We start from the raw sequence: 16,662 nt of genomic DNA on the forward strand, positions 1-16,662 counted from the left end.
GCCACCTTCTGCCTTCCCAAGAGATAACCGGGCACATTGTAGGTTTAGTTAAATCCGACGCATAAAAAGGGCCGCACTTTCCACATCAAACGCAAAGTCGCTCAAATCAGTCCCGATTATTATTACCAGTATGTGAACGGATCATCGGCTCGCCCGGCAATGACCAGACGAGCAGAATACGGGAATACCACAAGGTTAAAGATTACGGAGCCGTTGAACACATCAAGCCGCTTAGAGCGGATGCCTGATCCATGTCCCGCCCGATCTCGCGTCCCAGAGCGTTTTCAAGCAAAGCATGTCTTCGGGCTCGACCCAAGGATGGACACCGGTTCGCGTGAAGAAAGCGCGACAAAACAAAATATAGAGCCCGCTTCTGATTCCATCAGAAGCGGAAAGACTCTTGGAAATTGTGACGTGGAACGCCAAGGACGCTCCACGTCACAGTCTGAGGTCAGCGGACGAGGATCTTGTCACCACGCCCCATCGAGGGATCGGCCTTGTCGCTGATCATGAGAATCGCGATGCCGCCGGTCAGCGCGGCGCGCATGGAGTGATTCACCAGCGCATAGGCGCCTTCCTTCGGTGAGATGAGGTCGAAGGTCGCGGCGTCGCCCGGCGCCAGGGTATAGTTCTGCATCCCGACCATCACGTTCTTCGGGTTGCCCGAGGGATAGATCCGGTCCCAGATGCCGGCGATCGGATGAAATCCGGAAAACTCGTTGGGGCCGGCATTGACCATATAGATGCGCACGCGCTCGCCCGGCTTGGCCTCAAGAGTCTGCGTGGCATGTTCATCATGCACGGGATCATACTGGAAGGGCACGGCGTTGAAGGCGTTACGCTTCCACTTGTTCGCCATCATGCTGTCGACGTCTTCGGGATTCTCGAAGATCTGATGCTCGATCAGGACGTACTCACGGTCCGCCTTGGGCATCGCATTGGGGTCTTTCGGATCGATGATGACCACGCCGAACATGCCCCGGGCGATGTGCTGGATCATCGGATCGGACCCGCAATGATAGAAGAATACGCCGGGGTGTTCCGGAACGTAGGAGAAGGTCTTGGTCTCGCCGGGCTTGATCGACGCAAAATCCGTCAGAACATCCGAGCGCGCGGAGTGCATGTCGATCGAATGCGATTTCTTGTTCGCGGCGTCGTTCTTCAGGGTGAACTCGATGGTGTCTCCTTCCGTCGCCCGGATGATCGGACCGGGGACCTGACCGTTGAAGGTCCAGGCGGCGACGGTATTGCCCTGATTGTCGAGCGGGACCGTCACTTCCTTGGCGACCAGTTCGATCTTGACGGTCTTGGCCTGGGCCGCGGTGATCGCGGCGCCGGCAAGCACCATGACGGCCGCCACGCTCCCCGCGATGACGCCATTCCTCAAACGTGCAGTGGTCATTGAAATCGCTCTCCCCTTCATGGCCTGATATGATTCCTAATTGAATTCACTTGCCGCATTTGCAGACCTGCCGCAGATATTTGACGAGGCCCTTGATCTGGTCCTCGGACAGGACGTTACCCCAGGTCGGCATCAGCACCGACTTGTTGACGGCAAGCCCGCCTTCCTTGATGGCCTTGAACAGTTCGTCATCGGGTGTGTCGCCCATGCTTTTCGCATCGGTGTGATCCCGCGGCTTCACCGAAAGGGCGGGCACGTTGATGCCCGTACCGTTGCGCTGAAGGCCATGACACTGCACGCAATAGACCTCATAGACCTGCTCGATCGACTGATCGGCCTGACTTGTCGATGGCGCAAGCAGCAGGGCCAGACCAGCGAGAACCGCCGACATTTGCGTTTTCATCACTTGTCTCCTTGGCTCAACTGAACCAGAAACGCGGTCAGCCGCTGGATATCCTGATCCTTCAGGTTCGACGTCGGCATCCAGATATGCGGATCGAAACGCTGCGGATCCTTGGTATAGGCGGCGATGAAGTCGGCCTGCAGCCGCACGCCAGCGTCGGTCAGCCGCGGTCCGGAAAGCCCCCCTTCGCCTTTATCGCCCTGATGGCAGGCGACGCAGCCGCGAAACTTGACGAAGGCAAGCGAGCCCATCCGCGCGCCTTTCATATCACCCTTGAACATACCCGCCGGGACGAGGTCGTCGGGAGCCTTCAAAGCCATCAGCGCCTCGGCCGCGGCCTCGGCATCGGCTTTCTTGAGCTTCGGGTGAGCGGCGATCTTGGACGGGTCGGGCACGTCGTTCTTGTCGCCCTTCTTCACCGTCTTGAAATATGGATAGCCGGCGGGACGGATCGGCTTGGGATCCTGCAGCCAGGCAACCAGCCATTCCTTCTTGAACTTGCTGCCCGCGAACCAGAGGTCGGGACCCTTGCGGGTCAGCAGCCTGTCCAGCGACGTGTCGGCCGGCTTGGCCATCGCATGACAGCCGGAACAGCTCGGATCAAGTTTGTCGGCGGCGCTTGCGCTGCCCAGTAATGCCGCGGTCAGGCCCGCGACGGCGAGCAAAAGCCCTTTCATGTCCACTCTCCTTTCGATCGGGTTCAGGGCGCGGGATCGCCCTTGAAGGCAGGGCTCTCGTGCATGTCGAGCGGCTTCTTCATCGATTCCTCGTAATAGAAATCAGGCACGAACTCCTTGTTCTTCCACTTGTAGAAAGACTGCTCCTTCACCGGAATTTCGTCGTACTCGATGGTGGTCATCATGCCGCCCATCGGAGAACTGCCGTTCGTGGTGTGCTTGTCGATGTGATCGTGCACCATCCAGATGCCGGGATTATCGGCGCGCAGAATCAGGTCATAGCGCTCACCCGGCCCGAACAGGATCGTGTCGGCGAGGTAGGGATTGGCGAGGGGGCGGCCATCCTTTGCGTAAACCTCGAAGAGGTGGCCGTGGATATGGATGGAATGCATTTCGTCGCCGGCGCCGATCAGGCGGATACGGACGACATCGCCCTCCTTGATCCGCAGCGGCTGGGTGTCCGGATAGGCCTTGCCGTTGATGGTGAAGAAATCCGGCACGTCGCCGGGAATGCCGCCATAGCCGGGCTTCTTCGCCCAGGCCGACGCCCAGCTTGAGAACATCATGATGTAATCTTTGGTGACTTCCTTCTCGACCGGCGGCGGATCCTTCGGATCGATGATGAAGGGACCCCACATGCCGCGCATCGCAACGTGCTCGTTGACGTTGACGTGACAGTGATACCACATGGTCCCCGACGGCTCGGCCTTGAAGCGGTAGGTAAAGGTCTCGCCCGGAGGAATCGCCGGCTGCGTGACATCCGGCACGCCATCGTGCTTCCAGGTGCCGCGCTGATACAGGCCGTGCCAGTGAATCGTATGCGGCAATGTCGTCTGGTTTTCGACCTCGATCTCGACATCATCGCCCTCCTTCACATGGAAAAGCGGACCTGGGCTCTGGCCGTTGAACGAGAAGACGTGGAAGGTCTGCTTGTCGACGAGCTTTAGGATCGTATCCTCGATGACCATCGAGAACTGCCTCGTCTCGGCAAGCGCCGCTCCCGGACTCACGACGCACCATGCGGCGCCTGCGGCGAAGATGACTTTTGCGAGACGTGCGCGCAGCGCACGGCATTGCACGATCATGGGCATAACATGCATTCTCGATTGATGTTTTCAGACAAACCGTTACCGATGCACAGGCGATCGGGAAGCGCTCATCCGTCAGGTGCCTGCTCTCGCTGGAGCAGCCGATACTGGACAGTTGTCGTGATCATGATGCGTAAACTTCAACCTCGAACCGGCTTCATGCGAACCGTGCCATCTTCGGCGCCATAAAGCAATATTCAAAATTCATCTTTTACACACTTCGCGCACGGATGAAAATGCCCGGCGACCGCATCGCGCGCGTTGCGCCTAGATCCTTTGCGCGACGGCGACGGCTGGATTGCGGCACGTTATATTGCGGCATGACTACATCCCCGAGGTGCAGAGAGCCTGCAGCGTCAGCTGGCTGATGCCCACCTCCTCCGCCGCCCTCGGCATGACCGTCCAAAGCCTATCATTCCAGGTCTGATCGTTTCCCACCGTCCGCATCAGGCCCACCCATTTCACCAATGCCGGCTTCGCCTTGCCGTTCTGCAGCAGCCACTTCCCCATATAGAATCGCGCGATCAGGTCGTTCGGGTCGTCTTTGAGCACGCGTTCGAATTCCGCCTTGGCCCGATCCGAGATCACGCCGCCATCCGCCAGCGCGAGCGCTTCTCCCAACGCGACATGAAGCAAGCTGTTTTCAGGATCACGCTCGATCGCGCGCTCGAGCAGCGGGATGCTCAGGCGAGGAAGGCTCAGTTGCAGCAACGCGCCACCCATGATCGCCCAGGGCTGGCTTGCGTGCTCCGCGGCCAGGAGCTTCGGCAAGTCGAACACGCCCTCAAGCGGCACGGGCGGATTGGTGGCCGCGCTGTTCAAGGGAACGGTGACGTGGTGCGTGGTGAGAGGCGATTGATACGTGAACCAGACTGCAACAGCCACGCCGACCGCAGCGCCGACAAACGAGGAGCCAAGGTACAGCTTCAACCAGCCTCTGGACTTCTGCGTTTGATTGACGGGTGCTTTCCTCATGCCTCACGCCGCGGATAGATCAAATCGTCTCACTCTCGTGCAACGGGCGTAAACATGTACTGGCGATATATGTTTGTACAGCCTGAAATCGACAAAAACACAGATTCAGGGGCAAGAGCGGCAAACGGTAGCAGGCCGGTGCGCGCGATGCGGCGCTATCCGCCGATATCCCGCGGCAATGACGGAATCGCGCGCCGTTCAGGCCGCCGGCGGGATCCCGAAATCTTTCGGACTGAGAATGAGATCAGCGAGCGTATAGCGATCGAGCGTCGCGGTGAACGCATTCAGCGCTTCCCTCAACGGCGCCTTCAACCGGCAACTCGACGTGATCGGGCAGCGGTTGTTCGAGGAAAAACATTCCACCAGCGCAAAATCCGGCTCGGTGGCGCACAAGACGTCGCCGAGCTTGATCCGGTTTGGCCGTTTGGCAAGCATCAGCCCGCCGGACCTGCCGCGGACGGCCTTGAGATAACCCGCGCGCGTGAGCTGATTTGCCACTTTCATGAGATGGGTGCGCGAAATGCCGTAAACTTTGGCGGTCTCTTCAATCGTGATCAGCCGATCGCCATGGGTGGCCGCATACATCAGCAGGCGCAGAGTGTAGTCGAAGAAGCTCGTCAGTCGCATCGGGGGTCCCGCCGGCGGCACGTCGCGTGATCAGGGAAAAAAGATGAACCGGTCCGATGCCTTTCGCAAGTGTCGATACGTTGCATCAGCCTTGACGCTGCATCAGCCTTGACGTCGCATCAGCCCTCGCCGCGACGCGCATCGGTTCCACCGGAGCCCAGGGCGGATATCAACTCTGGCTGCCCGCGACTCGACGCCAGCTTGCCTTCCCGCCTACAAATCGACCATACCATGTTCCCGGCCGACATAACCGTCTGGAGTTCTCGTCCCGAAAAGGTCACGAATGACGATGCCTTATGAAACGATTCTCATCGTCGTTCTCGCGCTCCCCTTCGCCGGGAGCTGTCTTGCAGCGGTCCTTCCAAGCAACGCGCGCAACGCCGAAGCCTGGCTGGCCGGCGCGGTTTCGCTCGCCTGCGTGGTGCTTCTGGCCGTCAGCTACCCTCAGATCGACGACGGAGGGGTGATCCGGCATACCGTCCAATGGATGCCCGAACTCGGCCTCGACTTCTACCTGAGAATGGACGGCTTCGCCTGGGTAATGGCTGCACTGATCGTCACCATCGGTTTCCTGGTGGTGCTCTATGCCCGCTACTACATGTCCCCCCAGGATCCTGTACCGAGGTTTTTTTCCTTTCTGCTCGCCTTCATGGGAGCGATGCTCGGCATCGTGCTCTCCGGCAACCTGATCCAGCTGGTTTTCTTCTGGGAGCTGACCAGCCTCTTTTCCTTTCTGCTGATCGGCTACTGGCACCAGACGGCGCAGGCGCGGGACGGCGCGCGCATGGCTCTGATCGTGACGTCGGTCGGCGGATTCTGCATGTTCGCCGGCATACTGATCCTGGGAAATATCGTCGGCAGCTATGACCTCGATCAGGTTCTCGCGTCCGGGGACAAGATCCGCGCGCATTCGCTCTACACTCCGACGCTCGTCCTCATTCTGCTCGGAGCCCTGACGAAAAGCGTGCAGTTTCCGTTCCATTTCTGGCTGCCTCAGGCGATGGCGGCGCCGACGCCGGTTTCGGCCTATCTCCACTCCGCCACGATGGTGAAGGGTGGGGTCTTCCTTCTGGTGCGGCTCTGGCCGGCGCTGGGCGGAACGAACGAGTGGGTGTGGCTCGTGGGTTCGGCGGGGCTGATCAGCTTCATGCTCGGGGCGTTCATCGCTCTTTTCCAGCAGGACATGAAAGGACTGCTCGCCTACTCGACCATCAGCCACCTCGGGCTCATTACGCTGCTTATCGGCCTCGACTCACCGCTCGCACAGGTCGCCGCCATCTTTCACCTGATGAACCATGCGACGTTCAAGGCGTCGCTATTCATGGCGGCCGGGATCATCGACCATGAAACAGGCACCCGCGACCTGCGCCGCCTGAGCGGCCTGCGGCGGTTCATGCCGGTCACGGCGACGCTGGCGATGGTCGCCGCCGCCGCCATGGCCGGCGTTCCGTTGTTGAACGGCTTCCTGTCGAAGGAGATGTTCTTCGCCGAGACAATCGAAACTCACACCAACTCGCTGCTGGACCAGTCGCTGCCCTATATCGTGACAGCGGCCAGCATGTTCACGGTCGCTTACTCGCTGCGGTTCATAGCGGAAGTGTTTTTCGGCCCCCCGCCGCGAGAGCTGGCGCGCATACCGCATGAACCGCCGTTCCTGATGCGCTTTCCCGTCGGGCTCCTCGTTCTTGCATGCCTCCTTGTCGGCATCGTTCCCAGTTTTACGATCGGCCCCCTGCTCCTCACCGCGCTCCATGCCGTCCTCGGCGACATCATTCCCATTTACAGCCTTGCAATCTGGCACGGCTTTACGCCCGAGTTCGTGATGAGCCTGGTCGCGATCACCGGCGGCGTCGCCATCTATCTGATGCTCCGGTCGTATCTGCTGATTGCGGAAGGGCCGCCGCTGCTGCGGCATATCCAGGGTCAGCGCATTTTCGACCGCGTGCTCGTCGCCATCTCATGGCAGCTCGCAAGGCGGCTGGAGGAATTGCTGGGCACGCGCCGCCTGCAACCACAGCTGCGGCTGGTGTTCTGCGCAGCGCTGCTCGCCGGCCTCGCTCCGATGTTCGCTCACGGAATCGATATATGGGGGACGACGCGAACGTCTTTCGATGTCACATTCGCGCTGATCTGGGCCGTGGGAGGCGCCTGCGCGCTGGCCGCGGCCTATCAGGGCAAATTCCATCGCTTCGCGGCCCTCATTTTCGTGGGCGGCGCGGGTCTGGTGACGTGCGTCAGCTTCGTCTGGCTGGCCGCGCCCGATCTCGCCCTGACCCAGCTGGCGGTCGAGACCGTCACGACCGTGCTGCTCCTTCTCGGGCTGCGCTGGCTGCCGAAGCGCATCGAGAAATTTCCCACGGCCGACGTGCCGGAACGCGATCTCTCCTCGCGCCGCTACCGCGACCTCGGCATCGCGATCGCATCCGGAGGCGGGCTCGCCGTGCTATCCTACGCGGTCATGACGCGAGCGGCGCCCGACAGCATCGCGCGGTTCTTCGTCGAGAACGCCTACACGCTGGGCGGCGGGACCAACATTGTAAATGTCATCCTCGTCGACTTTCGCGCGTTCGACACCTTCGGCGAGATCACGGTGCTCGGCATCGTCGCGCTGACCGTCTATGCCTTGCTGCGGCGATTCCGGCCCGCCGCCGAAAGCATTCCCGTGCCCGAGCAGCAGTCCTGTCAGGATATTTACGATGAGGCTCAACCCAGTCGCGAGAAGGGCGACACGCTCAGGAACGCGATGGCCGTCCCCCAGCTCATGATGGCGCTGGTTTTCCCGGTGATCTGCACGGCGGCGGTTTTTCTCCTGCTGCGGGGGCACGACCTGCCCGGGGGCGGATTCGTCGCCGGCATCACGATGGCCGTCGCATTCATCCTCCAGTATATCGCTCGCGGAACCACCTGGACGGAGGACCATCTGCGCATTCTCCCCGTGCACTGGATGGGCGCGGGCCTGCTCATGACCGCCGGCGTCGGCGTGGCCGCCTGGTGGTTCGAGCGGCCTTTCCTGAGCTCGTCATTCTCATATCGCGAGGTCCCCTGGATCGGCTCCGTGCCGGTGGCGAGCGCGCTCCTGTTTGATCTCGGCGTCTTTGCATTGGTCGTCGGCGCCACCATCCTGATGCTGATCGCGATCGCGCACCAGACCGTGCGCAGTCATCGGACGCCTTCCAGCCGCGCATCCAGCGCCGCAGCCGCATCCGCAACGGCCGAGGTGCGATAGTGGAGATCGTACTTGCTATCGGCATCGGCGTGCTCGCGGGTTCGGGCGTCTGGCTGCTGCTCCGACCACGCACGTTTCAGGTGATCATCGGCCTGTCATTGCTGTCTTATGCGGTCAATCTCTTCATCGTCGCGATGGGGCGGCTTAAAATCGACGCCGCCCCGATTCTGGGGTCGCACGCGGCAGAGGACATAACCGGCCTTCCGGATCCGTTGCCACAGGCGCTCGTTCTGACCGCCATCGTCATCAGCTTCGCGACCACCGCACTGTTTCTGGTCGTTCTGATCGCATCCCGCGGCCTGACGGGGACCGACCACGTCGACGGACGGGAGCCGTAATCGTGAACAATCTGATGATCGCGCCGGTCGTGCTGCCGCTGTTTGCGGGCGCGATCATGTTGGCTCTCGGAGGAGAGCAGCGTCGCAACATCAGCGCCGCGCTCAATATCATCACGTCTTTCGCGCTGGTGGCGATCTCCATTATCCTGCTGCGCGCGGCCGATGTCGCCCCGACAGGCGTCGCCGGCGTCTATCGCCTGGGCGACTGGCCCGCGCCGTTCGCGATCGTGCTCGTGGTGGACCGGCTGGCGACGCTCATGCTGCTGCTGACCAGCCTGCTGGCCGCGGCGGCGGCCGTATTCTCCCTGGCGCGCTGGCACCGCGCGGGAGTGCTGTTCCATCCGCTGTTTCAGTTCATGCTGATGGGAATCAACGGCGCCTTCCTCACCGGCGATCTCTTCAACCTGTTTGTTTTCATCGAGGTCCTGCTCGCGGCTTCCTATGGCCTGGCGCTGCATGGCTCGGGATCGGCCCGGGTCAAGGCCGGGTTACATTATATCGCTGTCAACCTGGTGGCGTCGCTGCTGTTTCTGATCGGCGTCAGCCTGATCTATGGCGTGACCGGCACGCTCAACATGGCGGATCTGGCCACGCGCATTCCGGCGATCGGCGCGCAGGATCGCGGGCTGCTGGAGGCCGGAGCCGGCATCCTCGGCATTGCGTTTCTCGTCAAGGCCGGGATGTGGCCGCTGTGCTTCTGGCTCCCCGGCACCTATGCGGCCGCGCCGCCGCCGGTGGCGGCGATTTTCGCGGTGCTGACGAAGGTCGGCGCCTACATCATCATCCGGCTGTCGCTGCTGCTGTTCGGTGACGGCACGGGAGCGTCGGCTCAGTTCGGAGACCAGCTGCTGCTGATGGGCGGCATGGCGACCGTGGCGTTCGGCGCGATCGGAAGCCTCGCGTCGCAGGACATGGCGCGGCTCGCTTCCTTTTCAGTGCTGGTGTCGTCAGGCACGATCCTCGCCACCATCGGCCTGGGACAGGTCGGCGTGACCGGAGCCGCCCTCTTCTACCTGATCAGTTCAACGCTCGGCCTGGGCGCGTTCTTCCTCCTGATCGAACTTGTCGAGCGCGACCGCGAGCCGGGCGCCGACGTGCTCGCGGTGACCCGGGAGCTCTACGGCGACGAGGACGACTCGGAAAACCTGCAGGAAACCGGAATCGCGATCCCGGCGACGATCGGCATCCTCGGCGTGGCTTTCATCAGCTGCGCCCTCGTCATCTCGGGCATGCCGCCGCTTTCCGGATTCGTCGCCAAATTCGCGATCCTGACGACCGCTCTCGGCTCTCCGGCGAACGACCTCCCTCTCGCCGTATGGATCTTTCTTTTCCTGTTGATCATGTCAGGACTGGCGGCGCTGATCGCCATGACGCGCGCCGGCATCCGTTCGTTCTGGGCCTCACCGGACCGCACCATCCCCCGCGTTCGCCTGATCGAGATGGCGCCCGTTGCGGTCCTCCTGCTGCTCTGCGCCATTCAGACAGTCGAGGCTGGCCCCGTCATGCGATTCATGCAGGCGACGGCGCAATCGCTGCACGCCCCTCACCACTATGTCCGGGGCGTTCTGGATTCTCCGGTCAGGCCCGATGATTCACGGGGGCCGACATGACGCGCCTCGTGCCGTTTCCCCTGGTCAGTCTCAGCCTCCTCGGGTTCTGGCTGCTGCTCAATGAAACACTTTCGCCGGGCCACATTCTTCTGGGCAGCGTGGTGGCGCTTATCGGCGGATGGGGGCTCGCGGCGTTGCAGCCGCCGAAGGCGCGGCCACGGCGGCTGGTCGCGATCTTCCGCCTGGCCTTTCTCGTTGTCGTGGACATCGTGCGATCCAACGCAGCCGTCGCCCGCATCATTTTCGGACCCGAACGAAAGGAACGGACGGTGGGCTTCGTGGAGATCCCGCTTGAACTCCGCAACCCCTACGGACTGGCGGCGCTGGCCTGCATCATCACGTCGACGCCGGGTACCCTGTGGGTGGACTTTAATGAGGCGAGCGGCATTCTGACCATCCATGTACTTGATCTGGTCGACAAGGCCGAATGGGTGGACATCATAAAGGGACGTTACGAACGGCGGCTGATGGAGATTTTCACATGAGCATGATGCTTGCCTGGTCGATCACCGCGGCACAGATCCTGCTGGGCTGCGCAATGGCATGCGCCGCCTTCCGCATTCTCCGTGGGCCGCGGGCACAGGATCGCGTCGTCGGATTCGACAGCCTGTATGTGAACGCGATGCTGCTGGTTCTCACCCTGGGCATCCGCACCGGCACAACGCTTTACTTCGAGGCGGCCCTGATGATTGCGCTGCTCGGCTTCGTCAGCACGGTGGCCCTCGCCAAGTTCCTGCTTCGCGGGGAGGTCATCGAGTGAATGCGGCAGATGAACTTTCCGCGCTGCCCGCCGTCCTGACGGCGGTTTTCCTGGTCGGCGGAGCGGCGATCACGCTGATCGGCTCGTTAGGCCTGCTCACGCTCCGCAGCTTTTACGAACGGGTCCACGCGCCCACTTTGGGAACCACCTTGGGAACGGCGTGCATCGCCATCGCGTCGATGATCTACTTCTCCGCGCTGGGAACGCGTCCGGTGCTGCATGAGCTTCTCATCATCGTTCTCATCATCACGACGACCCCGATCGGCCTGATGATCCTGGTCAATGCCGCGCTCGTTCGGGATAAATCTAAAATTGACGGAGAACCCCGGCGAGAGGCAAAAGACGAGCATTCCTGATGCCGTCGTTCGATGATTCCCTCATCGTGGGGCTTTTGAGGACGCGTCGGTTTTTGCGTGATGAACGCCGGCTTCTGATTCAACGACGTCGAACAGACTCGTCGCTTATCTTTGTTCAAGCGTGGTCTTATCCGAGCGCTGGCGCGGCCCGAGATCAATCCGCGCGGACCGCATAGAAGGAGGCCACCACCCCCGCCGGGCTGGCGCCATGCGGGATGGTGCGCACGACCGAACCGACGATCGCCGGCACTTCCAGCTGATCGGTGCTGTTCGGCCACACCGGCACCAGCCAGCCGATGTAATCATAGATCCATGGCTCGCCTCCGACCGTGCCCTTGCCCTGGAAGCGCACCTGCATGGGCGAACCGTAACCAAAACCGCCGCGCAGATCGAGCGACCACCCGGGTCCGCCAATGGTCCCCGAAAGCTCCGCTTCGGACTGCTCCACGATGGTCAGCGTCCCCGCACCAAAGAGCAGATCGTTGGCTGGCTTGTTGAGGTTGGGGTCGTTGAGGAAGCTGCGATAGCTCCAGTTTCCGACAAAGGGATTGGTCATCATTATTCTCCGAATCTTCCGCGTGGATCGCTCCCTCACTTGTGACCCTTGTGACCCTTGTGACCTCGCGCCCGCGCGTGATCTTGCGACCGCGCCGCGTCGCCCTGCACAGCGGTGTCCACCTGGTTGGGAAGCACGACGGCGACATTCTGCATCATGCCTTGATCTTCATGATCGAGGATATGGCAATGCAGAACGTATTCGCCGATGTAGCGCTGGTAGCGGGTGCGGAGCCTGATCGTATAGATGCCGCCGGGAGCCGCCGACGGAGGGATCAGGCTCTTGATCCACAGCGTGTCCTTCCAGACCCCCTTGAGCCCGGGATACTGCGGATCGGGGGGCGTGCCGCCGGCATTGTCGATCGCGCCCGCGGCGCTGACATCCTTGCCGTTGGGATCAAGGATCGAGACGATCTGGAACGGGTTGACGTGAATGTGGAAGGGATGGCTGACGAAATGCGACTGCAGCACCCATTCCTGCGCCTTGCCGAGCGGCAATGAGCGGTCGATGCGCGCCGGATCATAGGGCTTCACGTCAGCCGTGTTCAGCGTGTTGCCGACTTCGAATTTCACGTCGGGGCCGGACGTGTCGATGAAGAAGGTCAGCTCCTGCGTACCATTACCCCTCACCTCTTCGTCGGCGATGTCGGGATGCGGCGTGAAGCTGGAGAGTTTCGTACCGTTCTTGAGATCCGCGATCACCGTCTTCTTGACATCATCCGGCATGTTGGCTTCGGCCAGCGCCAGCAGCTTGCCGGTGATGTGGGATTGAATGTCCTTGACCGGCGTTCCCGCGGCCACGTCCACCACCGCCAGCAGCCGCGGACCGACATCGAGTCCGTTGACCACGCCCGATTTCGGCGCCGATGCGTCGATCACGCAGTATCGTCCGGCGTCAGGGAACGCGACAAGCGCATCGAACCGATAGCCCGGCTGAAAGGTCGCGAGTTCGGTCATCTGTCCCGCGCTCATGGTCAGGCCATCGGCCGCGACCAGCATGTAGGGGACCGGCGTGGCGCCGCACGTATCCTTGATGAAATCGGCGGCGGCGCCTGCCTTCAACAGGGTTTTCGTGCCCGGCTTCAGCTTGCCGTCACGCACCTTGAAAAACTGCAGACTGATGGTGTCGCGCACGCCGGCATGGATCATGCGCCAGCGCTCGATCTCGCCCTGCTTCGCCTTGAGCGGATTGTCGGGATTGAAGACCAGCCCGTTGAGCGAGGTATAGCGGCCTGACGCGGGCCAGGTCCCCGGACCGAACTGATCGTAGCCCTCGATGCCGCCGACATCGCCCGGATCGCAGATGTACCGCCCATCGGCGTCCTGCTTGATCGGGCCGAGTTCACCCGGCTTGGGCGCGGGCCCGCGGCAGGCATACTGGATCTGCTGCATCACCAGCACCCGCTCCGGAATGGCCGATTTCGGGATCAGCGTGTCGAGGTCACCATGCGCGGTTGGCGACGGCGGGCGATCGCCGCGAATGATCAGGGCGCCCGCCATGCCACTGGAGACCTGCAGCGCGGTCGAGCCATGGCGGTGGGTGTGATACCAGAAGGTGCCGGACGGGTGATCCGAGGGGATATTGTATTCGTAGGTGAACCGCGTTTGCGGATCGATCGACAGCAGGACGTTGTCGCTGTTGCCGGTCGGGCTTACCCATAGCCCGTGGGTGTGGAGATTGGTGCCGTTGAAGCAATGAGGAATATCCGGCATCTGCGCCCCCGGCATGCAGCCGGGATCACCGGGCTGCGGGCCCGCGGGCAAGGTGTTGTCGAGGGTGATGCGCACGGTATCGCCGGGAATTGCCTCGATCGTCGGCGAAACAAAGGGATCGTTCGGGTTGACACCCTTTCCGGTGTAGCCACGCAAACGAACCTTATCGTATCCATCCTTCGACGGGTTATAGATCTGACTGTCGATATATTCGATCTTGAGATCGAGTTGACGGTCGCCGCGTACAGGCTCCGTGCTTCCGGGGATCGGCGCGGCGGGGGCCAGCTTCTTGAAGGCCGGCTTGGCGATCGGCGCCCGCTGGTCCTGCAGCACAGCGGGATTGTTGATCTCGGCCGCCGCCGGAATGGCCCCGGCAAGTGCTACGCCACCGACAAAAATTCCCGCCAGATATCCGGCGCGCGCTACAGATCCGCCACGCGACATACGCCCCCCCTTAAATTGCCCGGCTTGAAAATTGAAAAGCTCCTCGCCTTCCCGCAAATATAATGCGCCACATACAAGGCCATGTCGAGCCTTTGATGCAGGGAACGGCGAGATATACTACGTATTCCAAGTATAATAAGTTTATTTACTTATTTACGCTGACTTTCCTATTGTTTTAACGGTGCAACGCCACCCTCCGCGGTTGGGCCCGCGGGATTTTGAATCGGATTCAACGCGGTTGAAACCGACTCTAGGAAACGTCGGTCGGGAGCTTGCCTTCGAGCTGCAACTCGACCTCCTCATTCACCTGCCTGACATAAAGACCGCGCCGCGAGGCATGAACGTCCCGATAATCCGAGGCGGGAATGTTCGTAATCAGACCTGAACGCAGCGCCCGTCTCCATGCCTCAAGCTCGGTCGGGGCAGCCGCACCGATGCATTGATCCTGGTAGAATAAAGCGTATGCCATTGTTCCTTCTTCCTCTCATACTCCACCTTCAACGAGGCGCAACCTTCAACGTGGCGGAAGGCGAATCGTCCCCTCGCAACGCCATCTCTTCATTCACTTTCAGATGAAGGGTTGCACTTTCAGATGAAAGGCTTGCGCTTTCAGATGAAGGGTCTGCCCCCGGTCACCGCCACAGTGGTGCCGGACGTATAGCTCGAGAGCGGATCAGCCAGCATGACATAGGCGGTTGCCAGTTCGGCGGGCTGCCCGGGGCGCTTCATCGGAACCTGCCTGCCAAAGTCGGTCACGACCTCCTCTGGCATGGTGGAGGGAATCAAGGGGGTCCAGATCGGACCGGGCGCAACAGCATTCACCCGGATGGATTTTTCAGCGAGCATCTGCGCCAGTCCGCCCGTAAAATTCTGAATGGCGCCTTTCGTCGTGGCATAGGCGAGCAGGATCGGATTGGGCATATCCGAATTGATGGACGCCGTGTTGATGATCGCGCTGCCCGGTTTCAGGTGGGGCACCGCCGCCTTGGTCAGATAGAACATCGCGTGAATATTGACCTCGAAGGTCATCCGCCATTCATCGTCGCTGATGTCGCCGATCTCCTTGAAGGTCGCTTGATGCGCCGCGTTGTTGACAACGATATCGAGGCCTCCAAGCTCCTCCACCGCGCGCCGGACGATCGCCTGGCAATGGTCGGGATCGCTGATATCGCCGGCCACGAGAACGGCCTTGCGTCCCTCTTTCTCGATCAATGATCTCACCTCCTGCGCATCCTCGCTCTCGTTCAGGTAGGCGATGAGAATATCCGCACCCTCGCGCGCGAAAGCGATGGCGACCGCCCGACCGATCCCGCTATCGCCGCCCGTAATGATCGCTCTCAGCCCCCGCAGCCTGCCCGAGCCCCTGTAGCTGCTCTCGCCATGGTCCGGTCGTGGTTCCATCCTTGCCGTCGTGCCCGGCATGGGCTGCTTCTGAGCGGCAAACGGTGGCGCGGGGCGGTCTGACGACATGAGTAGTCTCCTGTTTGCGCGGCGATCTCATCACCAATGGCAGCCGAGCCTGACAAATTCCTCCGCCGATCGCGCCCCAAGGCGTCCGCGAGCGTGCGAGAAGGAATAAGAGAAGGAATAAGAAATGAAGCGATGAACTTCGCACCTGGATGAACTTCGCACCTGAAGGCCTGGCTTCTGCCAACATGCCAGAACGCAGGCCGTTCCAATGACGTTTACGTTCTGAGCGCCGTGAAACCTCCGGCTATCGCACGATCGTGGTCAAAGGCGGCTTTCGCAATTCCCCCGACACGACGCATGACGCGTCGCTGCGTCTCTACGCCCAACGCTTCAACGTTCAGGTGGAGTTGACCGGCGCCGCGGAACTGATCGAAAGCTGGCGGCGGGATCCGTAGACCTCGACAGGAACCTCGCCCAGATCCCGCGATTATCGGAAGACCTCATGCAAGGGAGCTTCCGATGAGCAAGCAGAAACGGCTTCAAGACCTTTTTCACGATACCCTGAAGGACATCTACTTCGCGGAAAAGAAAATCCTGAGCGCGCTGCCGAAAATGGCGAAGGCCGCGCACAGTGACGAACTCCGCGCCGCCTTCGAAAAGCACGTCGATGAGACCGAAGACCAGATCGAGCGGCTCGAACAGGTGTTCGAGGAAATCGAGGCGAGACCTCAGGGAAAAACCTGCGACGCCATCCTCGGCATTATCGAGGAGGGAAAGGAGATCATGTCCGAGTACAAGGGATCGCCGGCGCTGGATGCCGGGTTGCTCGCGGCGGCTCAGGCGGTGGAACACTACGAAATCTCGCGCTACGGCACGCTGATCGCGTGGGCCAACCAGCTTGGATTCAGCAACTCGGTCCAGCTCCTCAAGCAGACGCTGGTGGAGGAGAAGAAGACCGATGAAGCTCTGGTGACGCTTGCTGAAAACCTCATCAACATCGAAGCGGAAGCGGCATAGAACTTCACGCCATCTCAAGCTGCTCTAAAAGCCATTGCCGAAAGGTGATGGCTTTTCTTTT

Annotated in this window: 18 protein-coding genes; 8 read left to right on the forward strand and 10 right to left on the reverse strand. The window is 61.2% G+C overall.

What is annotated here, in order from left to right:
• Nucleotides 1-451: 451 nt before the first annotated feature.
• The 6 genes from ACMYR2_RS15585 to ACMYR2_RS15610 all read right to left on the reverse strand — a co-directional run bounded on the left by ACMYR2_RS15585 (nt 452) and on the right by ACMYR2_RS15610 (nt 5,172).
• Entirely contained in the window at nt 452-1,402 is a 951-nt protein-coding gene (locus ACMYR2_RS15585) for a multicopper oxidase domain-containing protein (RefSeq protein WP_347262840.1), read from the reverse strand.
• 46 nt (nt 1,403-1,448) lie between these two features.
• Nucleotides 1,449-1,805: a cytochrome c gene (locus ACMYR2_RS15590; protein WP_347262841.1), complete on the reverse strand. Its 357-nt coding sequence runs from the start codon at nt 1,803-1,805 to the stop codon at nt 1,449-1,451.
• On the reverse strand, nt 1,805-2,482 hold the full coding sequence (locus ACMYR2_RS15595; protein ID WP_347262842.1) for a cytochrome c: 678 nt from the start codon (nt 2,480-2,482) through the stop codon (nt 1,805-1,807). The genes ACMYR2_RS15590 and ACMYR2_RS15595 overlap by 1 nt, the downstream gene beginning before the upstream one ends.
• Nucleotides 2,483-2,505: 23 nt before the next feature.
• Complete coding sequence (locus ACMYR2_RS15600; protein ID WP_416193263.1) at nt 2,506-3,582, reverse strand: multicopper oxidase domain-containing protein; 1,077 nt, start codon at nt 3,580-3,582, stop codon at nt 2,506-2,508.
• A 312-nt stretch (nt 3,583-3,894) separates the two neighbouring features.
• Nucleotides 3,895-4,545: a tetratricopeptide repeat protein gene (locus tag ACMYR2_RS15605; RefSeq protein ID WP_416193264.1), complete on the reverse strand. Its 651-nt coding sequence runs from the start codon at nt 4,543-4,545 to the stop codon at nt 3,895-3,897.
• A 198-nt stretch (nt 4,546-4,743) separates the two neighbouring features.
• Entirely contained in the window at nt 4,744-5,172 is a 429-nt protein-coding gene (locus ACMYR2_RS15610) for an Rrf2 family transcriptional regulator (RefSeq protein WP_347262845.1), read from the reverse strand.
• A gap of 289 nt (nt 5,173-5,461) precedes the next feature.
• On the opposite strand from ACMYR2_RS15610, the gene ACMYR2_RS15615 reads away from it, so the two are divergent.
• From ACMYR2_RS15615 to mnhG, 6 genes are read left to right on the forward strand one after another with little or no spacing between them, the layout of a single operon-like run.
• Nucleotides 5,462-8,398, forward strand: a complete 2,937-nt coding sequence (locus tag ACMYR2_RS15615) for a monovalent cation/H+ antiporter subunit A (protein ID WP_416194112.1) — start codon at nt 5,462-5,464, stop codon at nt 8,396-8,398.
• Entirely contained in the window at nt 8,398-8,736 is a 339-nt protein-coding gene (locus ACMYR2_RS15620; protein ID WP_347262847.1) for a Na+/H+ antiporter subunit C, read from the forward strand. Before ACMYR2_RS15615 ends, ACMYR2_RS15620 begins: the two co-directional genes overlap by 1 nt.
• Before the next feature lie 2 nt (nt 8,737-8,738).
• The gene (locus ACMYR2_RS15625; RefSeq protein ID WP_347262848.1) at nt 8,739-10,346 is read left to right on the forward strand and encodes a monovalent cation/H+ antiporter subunit D; all 1,608 of its coding nucleotides are present in this window, start codon (nt 8,739-8,741) and stop codon (nt 10,344-10,346) included.
• On the forward strand, nt 10,343-10,831 hold the full coding sequence (locus ACMYR2_RS15630) for a Na+/H+ antiporter subunit E (protein WP_416193265.1): 489 nt from the start codon (nt 10,343-10,345) through the stop codon (nt 10,829-10,831). Before ACMYR2_RS15625 ends, ACMYR2_RS15630 begins: the two co-directional genes overlap by 4 nt.
• Nucleotides 10,828-11,106: a K+/H+ antiporter subunit F gene (locus ACMYR2_RS15635; protein WP_347262850.1), complete on the forward strand. Its 279-nt coding sequence runs from the start codon at nt 10,828-10,830 to the stop codon at nt 11,104-11,106. Before ACMYR2_RS15630 ends, ACMYR2_RS15635 begins: the two co-directional genes overlap by 4 nt.
• Nucleotides 11,103-11,462 (forward strand): monovalent cation/H(+) antiporter subunit G, encoded by a 360-nt coding sequence (gene mnhG, locus ACMYR2_RS15640; RefSeq protein ID WP_347262851.1) that lies wholly within the window; start codon nt 11,103-11,105, stop codon nt 11,460-11,462. Before ACMYR2_RS15635 ends, mnhG begins: the two co-directional genes overlap by 4 nt.
• A 154-nt stretch (nt 11,463-11,616) precedes the next feature.
• Here mnhG and ACMYR2_RS15645 read toward each other — a convergent pair whose 3' ends face one another.
• From ACMYR2_RS15645 to ACMYR2_RS15660, 4 genes are all read right to left on the reverse strand, one after another.
• Nucleotides 11,617-12,021 carry a hypothetical protein gene (locus ACMYR2_RS15645; protein WP_347262852.1) on the reverse strand — a complete coding sequence of 135 codons (405 nt, stop codon included), beginning with the start codon at nt 12,019-12,021 and terminating at the stop codon, nt 11,617-11,619.
• 32 nt (nt 12,022-12,053) lie between these two features.
• A complete protein-coding gene (locus ACMYR2_RS15650; RefSeq protein WP_416193266.1) occupies nt 12,054-14,174 on the reverse strand; it encodes a multicopper oxidase family protein in 2,121 nt (706 codons plus the stop codon).
• Between the two features lie 250 nt (nt 14,175-14,424).
• Nucleotides 14,425-14,643: a hypothetical protein gene (locus ACMYR2_RS15655; RefSeq protein WP_347262854.1), complete on the reverse strand. Its 219-nt coding sequence runs from the start codon at nt 14,641-14,643 to the stop codon at nt 14,425-14,427.
• 140 nt (nt 14,644-14,783) lie between these two features.
• The gene (locus ACMYR2_RS15660; protein ID WP_416193267.1) at nt 14,784-15,644 is read right to left on the reverse strand and encodes an SDR family oxidoreductase; all 861 of its coding nucleotides are present in this window, start codon (nt 15,642-15,644) and stop codon (nt 14,784-14,786) included.
• 257 nt (nt 15,645-15,901) lie between these two features.
• Between ACMYR2_RS15660 and ACMYR2_RS15665 the strand changes: the two genes are divergently transcribed.
• Together ACMYR2_RS15665 and ACMYR2_RS15670 are read left to right on the forward strand one after the other, a co-directional pair.
• Nucleotides 15,902-16,039, forward strand: coding sequence for a hypothetical protein (locus ACMYR2_RS15665; RefSeq protein ID WP_347262856.1), 138 nt, complete (start codon nt 15,902-15,904; stop codon nt 16,037-16,039).
• 64 nt (nt 16,040-16,103) lie between these two features.
• Complete coding sequence (locus ACMYR2_RS15670) at nt 16,104-16,601, forward strand: ferritin-like domain-containing protein (protein ID WP_347262857.1); 498 nt, start codon at nt 16,104-16,106, stop codon at nt 16,599-16,601.
• The last annotated feature ends 61 nt before the right edge of the window (nt 16,602-16,662 follow it).

Origin of the sequence: Nitrobacter sp. TKz-YC01 (assembly GCF_047824785.1) — a bacterium.
Taxonomy (GTDB): Bacteria; Pseudomonadota; Alphaproteobacteria; order Rhizobiales; family Xanthobacteraceae; genus Nitrobacter.

What these genes read in the sequence shown, in the direction of transcription:
- ACMYR2_RS15585 (WP_347262840.1), bottom strand. Translation starts at nt 1,402, where the DNA reads ATGACCACTGCACGTTTGAGGAATGGCGTCATCGCGGGGAGCGTGGCG.
- ACMYR2_RS15590 (WP_347262841.1), bottom strand. Translation starts at nt 1,805, where the DNA reads ATGAAAACGCAAATGTCGGCGGTTCTCGCTGGTCTGGCCCTGCTGCTT.
- ACMYR2_RS15595 (WP_347262842.1), bottom strand. Translation starts at nt 2,482, where the DNA reads ATGAAAGGGCTTTTGCTCGCCGTCGCGGGCCTGACCGCGGCATTACTG.
- ACMYR2_RS15600 (WP_416193263.1), bottom strand. Translation starts at nt 3,582, where the DNA reads ATGCATGTTATGCCCATGATCGTGCAATGCCGTGCGCTGCGCGCACGT.
- ACMYR2_RS15605 (WP_416193264.1), bottom strand. Translation starts at nt 4,545, where the DNA reads ATGAGGAAAGCACCCGTCAATCAAACGCAGAAGTCCAGAGGCTGGTTG.
- ACMYR2_RS15610 (WP_347262845.1), bottom strand. Translation starts at nt 5,172, where the DNA reads ATGCGACTGACGAGCTTCTTCGACTACACTCTGCGCCTGCTGATGTAT.
- ACMYR2_RS15615 (WP_416194112.1), top strand. Translation starts at nt 5,462, where the DNA reads ATGCCTTATGAAACGATTCTCATCGTCGTTCTCGCGCTCCCCTTCGCC.
- ACMYR2_RS15630 (WP_416193265.1), top strand. Translation starts at nt 10,343, where the DNA reads ATGACGCGCCTCGTGCCGTTTCCCCTGGTCAGTCTCAGCCTCCTCGGG.
- ACMYR2_RS15635 (WP_347262850.1), top strand. Translation starts at nt 10,828, where the DNA reads ATGAGCATGATGCTTGCCTGGTCGATCACCGCGGCACAGATCCTGCTG.
- ACMYR2_RS15645 (WP_347262852.1), bottom strand. Translation starts at nt 12,021, where the DNA reads ATGATGACCAATCCCTTTGTCGGAAACTGGAGCTATCGCAGCTTCCTC.
- ACMYR2_RS15650 (WP_416193266.1), bottom strand. Translation starts at nt 14,174, where the DNA reads ATGTCGCGTGGCGGATCTGTAGCGCGCGCCGGATATCTGGCGGGAATT.
- ACMYR2_RS15655 (WP_347262854.1), bottom strand. Translation starts at nt 14,643, where the DNA reads ATGGCATACGCTTTATTCTACCAGGATCAATGCATCGGTGCGGCTGCC.
- ACMYR2_RS15660 (WP_416193267.1), bottom strand. Translation starts at nt 15,644, where the DNA reads ATGTCGTCAGACCGCCCCGCGCCACCGTTTGCCGCTCAGAAGCAGCCC.
- ACMYR2_RS15670 (WP_347262857.1), top strand. Translation starts at nt 16,104, where the DNA reads ATGAGCAAGCAGAAACGGCTTCAAGACCTTTTTCACGATACCCTGAAG.